At 63.7% G+C, this 12,681-nt stretch carries 10 protein-coding genes; 3 read left to right on the forward strand and 7 right to left on the reverse strand.

The window, feature by feature from the left end:
- Nucleotides 1–28 precede the first annotated feature (28 nt).
- The 3 genes from NKH90_RS22015 to NKH90_RS22025 all read right to left on the reverse strand — a co-directional run bounded on the left by NKH90_RS22015 (nucleotide 29) and on the right by NKH90_RS22025 (nucleotide 4,455).
- Nucleotides 29–2,401: an aldehyde dehydrogenase family protein gene (locus tag NKH90_RS22015; protein ID WP_352820841.1), complete on the reverse strand. Its 2,373-nt coding sequence runs from the start codon at nucleotides 2,399–2,401 to the stop codon at nucleotides 29–31.
- Between the two features lie 13 nt (nucleotides 2,402–2,414).
- Nucleotides 2,415–3,464: a deoxyribose-phosphate aldolase gene (deoC, locus tag NKH90_RS22020; protein WP_352473098.1), complete on the reverse strand. Its 1,050-nt coding sequence runs from the start codon at nucleotides 3,462–3,464 to the stop codon at nucleotides 2,415–2,417.
- Between the two features lie 163 nt (nucleotides 3,465–3,627).
- Nucleotides 3,628–4,455, reverse strand: coding sequence for a ferredoxin--NADP reductase (locus NKH90_RS22025; protein ID WP_352820844.1), 828 nt, complete (start codon nucleotides 4,453–4,455; stop codon nucleotides 3,628–3,630).
- Between the two features lie 218 nt (nucleotides 4,456–4,673).
- On the opposite strand from NKH90_RS22025, the gene NKH90_RS22030 reads away from it, so the two are divergent.
- The 3 genes from NKH90_RS22030 to NKH90_RS22040 are packed head-to-tail and all read left to right on the forward strand — an operon-like array spanning nucleotide 4,674 to nucleotide 9,190.
- A complete protein-coding gene (locus NKH90_RS22030) occupies nucleotides 4,674–6,758 on the forward strand; it encodes a hydantoinase/oxoprolinase family protein (protein WP_352820847.1) in 2,085 nt (694 codons plus the stop codon).
- Nucleotide 6,759: 1 nt separating this feature from the next.
- Nucleotides 6,760–8,475: a hydantoinase B/oxoprolinase family protein gene (locus NKH90_RS22035; protein WP_352820849.1), complete on the forward strand. Its 1,716-nt coding sequence runs from the start codon at nucleotides 6,760–6,762 to the stop codon at nucleotides 8,473–8,475.
- Nucleotides 8,447–9,190: a hypothetical protein gene (locus NKH90_RS22040; RefSeq protein WP_352820851.1), complete on the forward strand. Its 744-nt coding sequence runs from the start codon at nucleotides 8,447–8,449 to the stop codon at nucleotides 9,188–9,190. Before NKH90_RS22035 ends, NKH90_RS22040 begins: the two co-directional genes overlap by 29 nt.
- A gap of 27 nt (nucleotides 9,191–9,217) precedes the next feature.
- Here NKH90_RS22040 and NKH90_RS22045 read toward each other — a convergent pair whose 3' ends face one another.
- The 4 genes from NKH90_RS22045 to NKH90_RS22060 all read right to left on the reverse strand — a co-directional run bounded on the left by NKH90_RS22045 (nucleotide 9,218) and on the right by NKH90_RS22060 (nucleotide 12,546).
- The gene (locus NKH90_RS22045) at nucleotides 9,218–9,874 is read right to left on the reverse strand and encodes a methionine ABC transporter permease (RefSeq protein ID WP_352820853.1); all 657 of its coding nucleotides are present in this window, start codon (nucleotides 9,872–9,874) and stop codon (nucleotides 9,218–9,220) included.
- Nucleotides 9,855–10,919, reverse strand: coding sequence for a methionine ABC transporter ATP-binding protein (locus tag NKH90_RS22050; RefSeq protein WP_352540028.1), 1,065 nt, complete (start codon nucleotides 10,917–10,919; stop codon nucleotides 9,855–9,857). The genes NKH90_RS22045 and NKH90_RS22050 overlap by 20 nt, the downstream gene beginning before the upstream one ends.
- Before the next feature lie 133 nt (nucleotides 10,920–11,052).
- On the reverse strand, nucleotides 11,053–11,901 hold the full coding sequence (locus NKH90_RS22055) for a MetQ/NlpA family lipoprotein (protein WP_352820855.1): 849 nt from the start codon (nucleotides 11,899–11,901) through the stop codon (nucleotides 11,053–11,055).
- A gap of 345 nt (nucleotides 11,902–12,246) precedes the next feature.
- Entirely contained in the window at nucleotides 12,247–12,546 is a 300-nt protein-coding gene (locus NKH90_RS22060) for a DUF1236 domain-containing protein (protein ID WP_352614254.1), read from the reverse strand.
- Nucleotides 12,547–12,681: the final 135 nt, after the last annotated feature.

The following is a 12,681-nucleotide window of genomic DNA, read 5'->3' on the forward strand; positions in this document are numbered from 1 at the left end:
GTCAAGCCCGGACGTCCCTCCGGGACACTCAGTCGCCGTAGGGCACCCAGACGTTCTTGACCTCGATCGCACGGCGCAGCAAGGCATCGCCGGCTGCTTCGTTCGAGGGCCAGTCGAGGCTGTGGCCGTTGCCGGTCCAGACGCGTTTGAGATTGCCGATGGACTCGGCCTCGGCCTTGGCGCAAGTCTCGGCATCGGCGAACACCCAGAGCCCGTCGACATCGTCATGCTTGGCCAATACGCCGGCAAGCTCGGCGCTACGGCCGGTAACGATATTGATGGCGCCTGCCGGAACGTCGGAATATTCGATGACCTGGTAGAGGTCGGTGGCAAGCAGCGGGTATTTTTCGGATGGCACTGCGACTACGGTGTTGCCCATGGCAAGCGCCGGCGCCACCAGCGAGATCAGGCCAAGCAGAGGCGCATTGTCCGGCGCGATGATGCCGACGACGCCGACTGGCTCGTGCAGCGCCAATGTGACGGCGCGGGCCGGCGGCTGGTGGACGCGGGCCTCGAATTTGTCGGCCAAGCCGGCATAGAGGAAAAGGCGCTCGATCGACAGCTCGACCTCGTCACGCGCCGCCTTGGCGGTCGCGCCGGTGAGCTGGGTCAAACGGGCGGCAAACTCGTCTGCGCGGCCGGAAAGGTTTTCGGCCACGTAGTAGAGCACCTGGCTGCGGTTGTAGGCGGTCGCCTCCGGCCACGACTTGCAGGCGCGCGCGGCCGCGACGGCGTCACGGATATCCTTGCGGTTGCCGAGACCGATCTCGCCGGCAAGCTTGCCCTTGGCGCTGGCGATGGCGAAGGAATAATTGCCGTCCGGCCGGACCTGCTTGCCGCCGATGAACAGCTTTGCCGTGCGGTCGATGGCGCCACCTTCCGCCTGCTCGACAGGTTGGGCCGAAGACGTTGCCGGTTTGATGATCGGGCCGAGCGGCAGTTTTGCCGAGAGATATTCGAACATGCCCTCGCGCCCGCCTTCACGGCCAAAGCCGCTCTCGCGGTAGCCGCCGAAGCCGCAGGAGGCGTCGAACATATTGGTGCCGTTGACCCAGACGACGCCGGCCTTCAATTGCGGCGCGACGTGCAGGGCAAGATTGATGTTCTCACTCCACACCGAAGCGGCCAGGCCATAGCGTGTGTTGTTGGCGAGCTCGATCGCTTCCTCGGTGTTGCGGAAGGTCATGGTGGCGAGCACCGGCCCGAACACCTCTTCCTGTGCCAGGATGTTAGCCGGCGAAACACCTGTCGCCAGCGTTGGCAGATGGTAATAGCCCGCGGCGGGCAGTGCCGAGTCCGGCTGCCAGCAGATCGCGCCCTGCTTGGCGCCTTCGGCGATCAGGCCCTTGACGCGATCGAGCTGAGTCAAATCGACCAGCGGGCCGATATCGGTGTTCTTGTCGAGCGGACTGCCGATGCGCAGCCGGCTCATCCGCGTCTTGACCTTGGCGACGAAGGCGTCGGCGATGCCTTCTTGCACCAGAAGGCGCGAGCCGGCACAGCACACCTGGCCCTGGTTGAACCAGATGCCGTCGACCAGACCCTCGACGGCGCTGTCGAGGTCGGCATCCTCGAAAACGACGAATGCCGACTTGCCGCCAAGCTCCAGCGACAGTTTTTTGCCCGAGCCGGCAGTGGCCTTGCGGATGATCTTGCCGACCTCGGACGAACCGGTGAAGGCAATCTTCTGGACGCCGGGATGGTTGACGATGGTCGCGCCCGCCTCCGGCCCGCCCTGGACGATGTTGACGACGCCCTTCGGCACGCCGGCGCGTCCGCAGATCTCGGCAAACAGGATCGCGGTGAGCGGCGTGAATTCCGCGGGTTTGAGCACCACGGTGCAGCCCGCAGCGAGCGCCGGCGCGATCTTCCAGGCGAGCATCAAGAGCGGGAAGTTCCACGGGATGATCTGGCCGACGACGCCGACGCCCTTGTGGCCGGGAAAATCCCTGTCCAGCGCCTGCGCCCAGCCGGCATGATGGATGAAATGGCGGATCGCCAGCGGCACGTCGATGTCGCGGCTTTCGCGGATCGGCTTGCCATTGTCGATCGATTCCAGCACCGCGAACAGCCGTTGGTGGCGCTGCATGGCGCGGCCGATGGCGTAGAGCACTTTGGCGCGTTGATATCCGGTGCTGGCGCTCCATTTCGGCAGCGCTTTTGTGGCCGCCGCAACCGCCGCGTCGATATCGGCGGCACCGGCATCCGACACCTTGGCCAGCAGCTTTCCCGAGGACGGATCGCTGGTGTCGAAGGTTTTGCCTCCGCTGGCTGCCTTCCAGTCGCCGCCGATGAACAGCGCTTTGCCGAAATCCCGCGCGGCAAGCCACGCATCGGCCTCGTTGCGCGCCTCCGGCGCCGGGCCGTATTCCATGGCGTGATAGCGTTCGAGGATGTTCATGAAGTGCTCCGAATCACGCCATCGCGTGGCGATGATTGGCCGAGTAGTGGCCGGTCAGATGATGCTCGAGCTGGCGCTCGATATCGGTCAAAAGGCTCGATGCTCCGAAACGGAACAGCTCCGGCTCCAGCCACGGCCGGCCCAGTTCTTCTTTCATCAGCACCAGCCAATCGAGCGAGGCTTTTGCCGTGGAAATGCCACCGGCCGGCTTGAAGCCGATGAGATAGCCGGTTTCCTCGAAATAGGCGCGGATAGCGCGCACCATGGCAAGGCCGACCGGCAGCGTCGCGTTGACGCTTTCCTTGCCGGTCGAGGTCTTGATGAAATCTGCACCCGCCATCATCGCCACCATCGAGGCGAGCATGACGTTGCGCAGCGTGGCGAGGTCGCCGGTACCGAGGATCACTTTCAGATGCGCCTCGCCGCAAGCGGCGCGCATCGAGACGATCTCGTTATAGAGCTCCTGCCATTTCGCCGCGAATACCAGGCCGCGCGGGATGACGACGTCGATCTCGTCGGCGCCGTCGCGGACCGATGCTTCGATCTCTTGCAGGCGCGTCGAAAGCGGTGCAAGGCCATGCGGGAAGGCGGTCGAAACGGCGGCGACATGGACGCCGCTGCCGCGCAGCGCTTCTACGGCGGTGGCGACGAAGGGATGATAGACGCAGACCGCCGCCGGGCGGATCTTTTCACCAGTAATGCCCAGCCCCTCGACGATGTCGCGACGGAACGGGTTGACCGCCTTGGCACAGAGCCTGCGCACACGCTCTTCCGTGTCGTTCGAGTTCAGCGTCGTCAGGTCCATGCAGGCGACGGCGCGCAGCAGCCAGGCCGCCTGGTTATCGGCCTTGATCGAGCGTCTTTTGGTCAGGCTGGCGACGCGGCGTTCCAGCGCCGAGCGGTTGACGCCGCGCATCGATTCCATGAAGCCGAGATCGAGCCTCATGCCGGGATTGCGAGCAATGCCATGGGCTTGCGGCATCGGCGCATTGGCGGCGGCGCGCGCCGGCAGCGGCGTGATCTTGGACGTGCCAAGATCGGTTTCGCGGATTGTGCTGCTCATCTCCTGCCCCTTGTTCAGCGACTTATGCCGAAGATAGACCGTGAAGCAGCGCTTCACGAGTCCTTCAAGCAGTCATAGCGGAAAAAGGCAGTCAAGGCAGCCGATTTTTGACCGCATGATCAAAATCAGGGTCTCAAACCAGTGGACGCTGAATTGCCGCGTCTCAGCCGACGAAGGCGCGCTCGACGACGAAGCTTGCCGGATGGTGCAGCGAGCCTTCCTGGAAGCCGAGGCTTTCGGCCAGTTCCTTGACGTCCTTGAGCATATGCATCGAGCCGCAGATCATGATGCGGTCGGTCTCGGGATCGAGCCTGTCGATGCCGAGATCGCTGTAGAATTTGCCCGAGCCGATCAGCGCGGTGATGCGGCCCATGCGCACGGAGGTCTCGCGCGTCGTCGAATTATACAGCGTGACGCGGCCGCCGGTCAGTTCGCCGATCAGCGGATCGTTCTCCAGTGCTGTCACCAGCTCCTGGCCGTAGGTGAGCTCGGCATTGTCGCGGCAGGTATGGGTCAGGACCACCTGCTCGAACTTCTCATAGGTGTCGGGATCGCGCAGCAGGCTGGCGAAGGGTGCGATGCCGGTACCTGTCGAGATCATGAACAGGCGCTTGGCCGGCGTCAGCGCGTCGACCACCAGCGTGCCGGTCGACTTCTGCCGCATGATGACTGTATCGCCGATCCCGATTTTCTGCAGCTCCGAGGTAAGCGGGCCGTCCGGCACCTTGATCGAGAAGAATTCGAGTTCGTCGTCCCAGGACGGGCTGGCGATCGAATAGGCGCGGAACACTGGCTTCTCGGCATTGGGCAGGCCGATCATGACGAATTCGCCGGAGCGGAAGCGCAGCGACTGCGGCCGGGTGATGCGGAACGAAAACAGCCGGTCGGTATAATGCTTCACCGAGACGACGGTTTCGGCATAGACATTGGCCGGTATCGGGAACTGCAGCGGCCGGGCGCCGGCTGTGTTGAACGCGGATGTGGTGTTCATCAAACCTAACCTTCTGGGCCGGCTCAGCGCCGGCGCCAAATCTCCACCTGCGCGCCCGAACCGGTCAGGTTCCAGCGTGCCGTTTGCACACTCCGAAGCGGTAAGCTCTTGTGTCCGGAATTTATTAGTATACAAACGATATTTGCGTCAAGACGCCACCGTAAAACAGCTTTCCAAACTAAGGCATCTAGGCAGTTCGGGCATTTCGGGTTTCGACAATGGGACAGAATTTTTCGGCGCAAGCGCTGGATTCAACTGGCGGCGTCGTCGCCGGCATCGATGTCGGTGGAACTTTTACCGACCTCCTTCTGATCGACGGCCGTGACGGTGGCCGGGTGCATATCGCCAAGACCCCGACCACGGTCGACAACCAGGCGTTCGGCGTCGTTGCAGCACTTGGCGCCACCGGCTTTCCGGTCGACGGCATCGACCTCATCGTGCACGGCACGACGACCACCACCAACGCGGTCCTGGAGCGCCGGCTGGCCAAGACCGGCATGATCACCACGCGCGGCTTTCGCGACGTCATCGAGCTTGGCCGGCGGACACGGCCGCAGGCCTATGGCATGACGGGCACGTTCGTCCCGATCATTCCGCGCAATCTGCGGCTCGAAGTGTCGGAGCGGGTCGAGGCCTCGGGCGCGGCGCGCATCCCGCTCGACGAGGCCGAGATGCGGACAGCGATTTCACAACTGATCGCAGCCGGCTGCGAATCCCTGGTCATCCATTTCCTGCATTCCTACGCCAACCCGGCGCATGAGCGGCGCGCCGCCGAGATCGCGGCCGAGCTTTGGCCGAACGGCTACATCACGACAGGCCACGCCCTGCTTTCGGAAGCGCGCGAATTCGAGCGCGGGGTGACCGCTTCGGTCAACGCTTCGGTGCAACCGATCCTCGAACGCTATGTCGAGCGGCTGCGCAAGGAGCTGGCGTCAAAAGGCTACGCCCGCGACTTCCTGATCATGAACGGCAATGGCGGCATGATCTCGGCCCGCTTTGTCACACGTGAGTCGGCCAAGACCGTCATGTCCGGCCCCGCTTCCGGCGTCATCGCTGCCGCCTATACCGGAAAACGCGCCGGCTTCGAAAACCTGGTCACCTATGACATGGGCGGCACCTCGACCGACGTGGCGCTGATCCGCAACGCCGAGCCGGCGGTGTCGAACGAGATCGAGATCGAATATGCGATGCCGATCCACGTGCCGATGGTGGCGGTGCATACGGTCGGCGCCGGCGGCGGCTCGATCGCCCGCGTCGATGCGGCCGGTCTGATCCAGATCGGCCCGGAAAGCGCCGGCGCCAATCCCGGGCCAATCTGCTACGGACGCGGCGGCTTGGAGCCGACCATCACCGACGCCAATCTGGTGCTCGGCAGGCTGGCGCCGAAGAAGCTGCTCGCGGTGGAAAACCCGGTCACCGTCGAGCGGGTCACCGGCATATTCGAGGACAGGATCGGCCGACCTACCGGCCTGTCCGGCGTCGAGGCGGCGGGTGCGGTGCTGCGGCTCGGCAACGTGAAGATGGCCGGCGCCATTCGCATGGTCTCGGTGTCGCGCGGCCACGACCCGCGCGATTTCGCGCTGTTCGCCTTCGGCGGCGCCGGGCCGCTGCATGCGACGGCACTGGCGCGCGAACTAGGTCTGCCGAAAGTGCTGGTGCCGGCGCGGCCGGGCATCACCAATGCTCTCGGCTGCGTCGTCGCCGATCTGCGCCATGATTCCGTCAACACGGTCAACCAGCCGGTGGCCAGTCTCGATGAAACCCAACTCCACGAGACATTGGAACGGCACCGAAACGAAGGCGAGGAGCTGATCGGCAAGGAAGCGGTGAAGCCGGAAGCAATCCGTTTCACGCATTCCGCCGACATGCAGTTCGTCGGCCAGACGCATATCATAAACGTGCAGCTGCCGTCGTCTGCGATGACACGCGAGGGACTGCAGCAACTGTTCGAGAAGGCCTATTTCGCCCGCTTCAAGGTCCAGTTGCCGGAAATCCGCGCCAATCTGGTCAATCTCAACACTTCGGTCACCGGCGTGCGGCCGGCAATCGATCTGTCCCGGCTGATCGACCCGGCTGGGCGCGCCAAAACGCTCGAAGAGGCGCGGCGCGAGATCCGGCCTGTCTGGTATGGCGGGCGCTGGTACGACACGCCGGTCTACAGCAGGGAAAAGTTGCCGCTCGACGCAACAATCGAAGGTCCGGCGATCCTCGAACAGATGGACGCGACGACTGTGCTGGAGCCCGGTGACCGGGCGCGATCGGATGCCGACGGCAACATCATCATCGACATCGGTGAGGCCTGAGATGGCGCAGCTCGACACCATTACGCTTTCGGTCCTCCAGGCGGCCCTGCAGCAAGTTTGCGACGAAATGGACCTGACGTTTTCGCGCGCCGCGTTCTCGCCTGTTATCGCCGAGGCCAATGACCGTTCGGATGGCATCTATTCGGCGCTCGATGGTTCGCTGATCGCGCAAGGCAGCCAGGGCCTGCCGGTGTTCGTCGGCGTCATGCAGTATTCGACTAAAACGGTGATCGAGATGATCGCCGACGGACGCTGCTTGCCGCCCGAGCCGGGCGATATCTACATCGTCAACGATCCCTATCTCGGCGGCACCCATCTGATGGATGTGCGCTTCGCCATGCCGGTCTACCGGGACGGGAAGATCTTCTGCTGGCTGTCGAACACCGGCCATTGGCCCGACATTGGCGGTTCGGTGCCGGGCGGATTCTCCGCCTCGGCAACGGCGGTCGAGCAGGAAGGCTTGCGGTTGCCGCCGGTGAAATTGTTCAAGAAGGGCGTGCTCGACCCGGAGATCTACGCCATCATCTGCTCCAACATCCGTGTCGCCGACCAGCGCATTGGCGATATCCGCGCGCAGGCGGCGGCACTGCTGATCGGCCAGGACAGGCTTAACGGAATCCTGGATCGTTACGGAGATGAAACGGTTGTCGAAGCGATCGCCGAATTGCGGCGCCGCGCCGCTGAACAGATGCGCGTCAACATATCGGCCATTCCCGACGGAATCTATCGCTCGCAGGCCTTCGTCGATTCAGACGGCGTGGTAAACGAGCCGCTGATCATCGCGCTGGCAATCGAGAAAAAAGGCGACACGCTCAGCTTCGACTTCTCGGGCTCATCAAAGCCCTGCGCCGGGCCGATGAACAGCGTGCTGGCGACGACCTTGTCCTCGGTCTATCTCGCCATGCGGCACATTTTCCCCGACGTGCCGATCAGCGCCGGCGCCTTCGAGCCGCTGATCGTCAAGCGGCCGGAAGGCACCTTCCTCGACGCCAAATATCCGCGCCCGGTATCGGGCTGCGCGGCCGAGGTTTCGCAGCGCATTGCCGAGGCGGTGTTCGCTGCGATGGTGCAGGCGCTGCCGGACAAGGTGACGGCGGCTCCGGCTGGCTCCAGCGGCAATTTCGCGCTCGGCGGCAACGATCCGGTCCGTGGCCGCGATTATGTCATGTACCAGATCTCCGGCGGCGGCTATGGCGGCAATGCCGGTCACGACGGCCTGACCAATGGCTGCTCTACCATCGGCATCTCCAAGTCGCCGCCGGTCGAGATCATGGAGCAGGCCTTCCCGGTGCTCTACCGGCATTATGCGCTGCGCGAAGGCTCGGGCGGCGCCGGCAAGCACCGCGGCGGGTTTGGGCTCGCCTATGAGGTAGAGATCCTGCGCGGCGACGCCCGCGCCTCTTTCGTCATGGATCACGGCCGCTTCGGCCCGCAAGGCGCGCTCGGCGGCAAGGACGGCGCGGTCAACACGGTCACCGTGTTCCGCAACGGCGAGGAACATGTGCCGCAGCACCTCTCCAAGGAACAGGACATCGCGCTGAAGACAGGCGACCGCGTGCGCGTCGGCACGCCGGGCGGCGGCGGCTACGGCGATCCGTTGCAGCGCGATCCGCAATTGGTCGCTCGGGATGTCAAGCTTGGCTACTATACCGCAGAGCAAGCCAGAGACCTGTTCGGAGTCGTAGCGGATGAGCAACCCAAATCCCCTGGAGGCTGATCTCTCGTCTGAACTGGCCCACGCAGTCGAACGCGTCTATGCCGCTTTCGCGTCTTATCCATCGCCCCGCCACCTGCATGGCTCGCCGTACAAGGATTTGGAATCGATCTTTCGGGGAGTATCCAGTGGTCCGCTTCGGGAGCTCAGTGGTGAAAACCTCGGCGCCTATGCCGGATCGGCCATATGGACGGTCGGCGACGTCGATGACTACCGGCACTTTCTGCCGAGAGTGCTTGAACTTGCCATCCAAGGCGAACCTTCGATGGGGTTCGACGCCAACGTGATTGCCGCAAAGCTCGAAAGGACCTCCTGGCGCGATTGGCCGTTGGAAGAACAGCAGGCTGTCGAGGAGCTGTTTCAGGCTGCCTGGCGAAAAGCGATGACCATGCATCCCGATGAAGGGAACGCGGTTCCCTGGCTGGAGGGCATAGTGCTTGCCGGAATGGATGTAGCAGCTGCATTAGCGGCATGGCATGATAGCCCTTACCCCGAGGCCATGTTGCACTGTGCGGATTTGATTACCGGCAACATCAAGACACTCGATAAGGGGCACGTGATCTTCAGCGAACAGGTCACCACATGGCTTCTATCCGACAGTCTCGCCTGGCACTTGTTCACCGTCGCGGTCGAGGCTCCCTTGCGCCCCGACGATCGCGAAAAGCTCGCTTGGGCCAGCGAGACCATCGAGAACAATCTGAACTTTCCCGGAAATTAAAGGCGTTGATTGGCCGCGGTTCGCCGGTCACGCTCTGTGGTCCAGCCTCGCGACCAGCCGGTCGCCGGCCCACTGGATGCCGCAGACCAGGACGATCAGGACGATGACCACGGCGATCATGACGGACGTCTCGAAGCGCTGGTAGCCGTAGCGGATGGCGAGGTCGCCGAGCCCGCCGGCGCCGATGGCGCCAGCCATGGCCGAGGCGCCGATAAGCGTCACCAGCGTCACGGTAAAGCCTGCGACGATGCCGGGCAACGCTTCCGGCACCAGCACCTCTCGAATAATCGTCCAGCGGTTGCCGCCCATGGCGCGTGCTGCCTCGATCAGCCCGTGGTCGACCTCGCGCAGCGACACTTCGGCGATCCGGGCATAGTAAGGCGTCGCCGCGATCGACAGCGGCACGATCGCTGCCCAGGTGCCGATCGAGGTGCCGACGATCAGCCGCGTCACCGGGATCAGCGCAACCAGCAGGATGATGAAAGGCACCGAGCGGAAGCCATTGATGACAGCGCCAAGCGCGCGGTTCACCCACAGGTTTTCGGCGATGCCGCCGCGGTCGGTGGCGACCAGCGCCAGGCCGAGCGGCAGCCCGAAAACCAGCGAGACGAGGCCGGAGGCGGCCGTCATCAGGATCGTTTCCCAGATTGAACGGACGAGAAGCTCAAACAGAACCGGCGACATGGCCAAGCACCTCCACCCGCGCTTGGCGGGCTTTCAAGAACGCGATCACCTCTGCCAGGTGAGCTTCATTGGTGCCGGCGACCGCCACGAACAGTGTCCCGACAGGCTGCTGCTGGACGTGATCGATGCCGCCATGCACGAGGCGGAACGAGCCGGGAACTGCCGAGGCAAGATCGGACAAAAGCGGGCTTCGGGCGGCCTCACCGGCCACGTCGATCCTGAGGATCGCCTCCACGCCGGCGTTCTGCGTTAGCCGGCTTGCGATCTCCGCCGGCAATTGCGGCCGGATGCCGCCGAGCAGGCTTTGTGTGATCGCCGATTTCGGGTCGGCAAAGACCGACCACACCGGCCCTTGCTCGACGATCCGCCCAGCGTCGATCACCGCGACCCGGTCGGCGATCGAGCGGATCACCTCCATCTCATGCGTGATCAGCAGGATGGTCAGGCCAAGCTGCCGGTTGATGTCCCTCAGCAAGGCAAGGATGGAGCGCGTCGTCTCCGGGTCGAGCGCCGAGGTCGCTTCGTCGGACAAAAGTAGCGCCGGGCGCGCCGCAAGCGCCCGGGCAATGCCGACACGCTGCTTCTGCCCGCCCGACAGCGACGCCGGATAGGCTTTCGCCTTCTCCGACAGCCCGACGAGCTCGAGCAGCTCGGCGGCGCGCGCCAGGCGTTCGGCCCTGGGCCGGCCTTCGATCTTGAGCGGCAGCGCTACATTGTCTTCGACGGTCTTGGCGGACAGCAGGTTGAAATGCTGGAAGATCATACCGATGCGCCGGCGCAGCGGCTGCAATTCGCGCTCGCCGAGCCGGCTGATGTCGCGGCCTTCGATGTAGACCTGTCCTGAATCCGGCCGCTCCAGGCCGTTCAGGCAGCGTATCAGCGTCGACTTGCCGGCGCCGCTGCGGCCGATGATGCCGAGGATCTCGCCCTGGCGCACGCTGAGCGACACGCCGTCCAGCGCCGCTGTCGCGCCGAAGCGGCGCTTCAGCTCGATGAGGCGCACGACATCGTTCGGTCCCGCGGAGCGGCCGCCGACGGGATGCATGACTTCGATGACCGAGGCGAAATGCTGGTTCATGAAAGTTCCTGTATTGGTGTCCCGCAAACGCGATCGCGGTCCGCGTTGAAGCGCGGACCGCTTTACCATGCCGGGCTTCGGCGCCCAGTCGAGCTCGGCATCAATAGGCGCTGATGCCGGTTCCCTTGTAGACCCGATCGAATTCGGCCTTCACCTTTTCGTTCTGATAGGAGGCGACCAATGTCTTTACCCAGGGCTGGTTTTCATTGCCGGCCTTGACCGCGATGAAATTGCGGTAGGGATTGTCGGCCACCGCCTCCTGGGCGATGCGATTCTCCGGTGTGAGGCCGCTTTTAAGCGCCCAATCCGTGTTGACTACGGCCGCGTCGAGGTCTTCCACCGAGCGCCCGACGATGCCTGCGTCCAGCTCCTTGATGACCAAGTGCTTCGGGTTTTCGGCGATGTCGGTGGTCGTCGCCAGAATGCCGGTGCCTTCCCTGAGCTTGATCAGATGTTCGCTCTGCAGGACGCGCAGTGCGCGGCCCTCATTGGACGGGTCGTTCGGCACGCCAATGACCGCGCCTTCTGGCAGGTCGGCAATCTTCGCGTACTTCTTGGAATAAAGGCCGATCGGCCAGACCCCGGTATAGCCGACCGGGACGATGTGATAGCCCTGCGTCTTGATCTGGTTGTCGAGATAGGGCTTGTGCTGGAAGGCGTTGGCGTCGATTTCGCCACGCTCGAGCGCTTCATTCGGCTGGGTATAGTCGTTGAACACCACGGTCTCGATTGTCAGGCCCCTCTCCGCCGCCTGGGCGGTGACGACGCGCCAGACGTCCTCGTCCTCGCCGCTCATGATACCGACCTTGACCGCCGTCTTGTCCTCGGCGAGCGACGGCGCAGCAAGGCTGACAATCGCAACCGCTGATGCGAGAAGTACAGCGAGACCGGCGCGCCGGTTTATACTTGCGGAGAAAAATGAGTGCAAAGTGTTGGTGTTCCCAGACATGATCTATCCCGTCGGTTCTGAAGTCGTTGCGGCCAGGCGGAGTGCCAAGCCTTGTCGGCATCATCGGGAATGCTGACCGTCGGATCAAAGCACCGTATTTCCCGCGAAATGCGAAGCCAGGAATATTCTCTCAAAGTTTCGGGCCTGGCGAGCACAGGGCGTGCTGGGATCATGTGTTCTAAGCCAATGCTGGTTCAGAACTTGTCCGGACCTCGTCTCCGCTATGAGGCCCGCCGTGCTTCGAAACGGCGGGCCTTTCTGCGTCCGAATGCCCGACACGGGCAGCAGTGTGGGATGTCGACAATGCTAGACGCGCCGCACGTCCCTTCAAAGCGACGCGCTTGCTCACTGGATGACCTTCACGATCCTGCGTGTGCCTGGATCGACCAGGACGGTCTGGTTGTCGACGACGACGTAGCGGTATTTGACGTTGGGGACTTCATGAAGCTCGACGGTATCGGGCAGGGTCGAGCCGACATTGAGCTCCACGCCGGGGAGCTGGACGGACGCCAGAGGCTGCTTTTTCACATACTCGCGTACGATCGTCTCCTGCTGCGGTTCGATGACCACATCCTGGGCGGCAGCGGCGCCGACACCCGCAAGCAGCAAAAACCCAGCCGCGGCTGCGGAAAGATGCATTCTCATGATTGTCTCCTTTCCTCGTGAGCCACCTCTGCGCTGCGCCGCGTCATGCCGTTCGCAGCGGGGTCGCTATAGGCCGGTAACGTCATCAGGTGGAGCTTGTTCCGCCACTCGGATCGCTTGCCGTTTCCTTCCATT

Origin of the sequence: Mesorhizobium sp. M0898 (genome assembly GCF_040319695.1) — a bacterium.
Classification (GTDB): Bacteria; Pseudomonadota; Alphaproteobacteria; order Rhizobiales; family Rhizobiaceae; genus Mesorhizobium.

Coding starts and splice junctions, on each gene's coding strand:
- NKH90_RS22015 (WP_352820841.1), bottom strand. CDS start 2,401: ATGAACATCCTCGAACGCTATCACGCCATGGAATACGGCCCGGCGCCG.
- deoC (WP_352473098.1), bottom strand. CDS start 3,464: ATGAGCAGCACAATCCGCGAAACCGATCTTGGCACGTCCAAGATCACG.
- NKH90_RS22025 (WP_352820844.1), bottom strand. CDS start 4,455: ATGAACACCACATCCGCGTTCAACACAGCCGGCGCCCGGCCGCTGCAG.
- NKH90_RS22030 (WP_352820847.1), top strand. CDS start 4,674: ATGGGACAGAATTTTTCGGCGCAAGCGCTGGATTCAACTGGCGGCGTC.
- NKH90_RS22035 (WP_352820849.1), top strand. CDS start 6,760: ATGGCGCAGCTCGACACCATTACGCTTTCGGTCCTCCAGGCGGCCCTG.
- NKH90_RS22040 (WP_352820851.1), top strand. CDS start 8,447: ATGAGCAACCCAAATCCCCTGGAGGCTGATCTCTCGTCTGAACTGGCC.
- NKH90_RS22045 (WP_352820853.1), bottom strand. CDS start 9,874: ATGTCGCCGGTTCTGTTTGAGCTTCTCGTCCGTTCAATCTGGGAAACG.
- NKH90_RS22050 (WP_352540028.1), bottom strand. CDS start 10,919: ATGCATCCCGTCGGCGGCCGCTCCGCGGGACCGAACGATGTCGTGCGC.
- NKH90_RS22055 (WP_352820855.1), bottom strand. CDS start 11,901: ATGTCTGGGAACACCAACACTTTGCACTCATTTTTCTCCGCAAGTATA.
- NKH90_RS22060 (WP_352614254.1), bottom strand. CDS start 12,546: ATGAGAATGCATCTTTCCGCAGCCGCGGCTGGGTTTTTGCTGCTTGCG.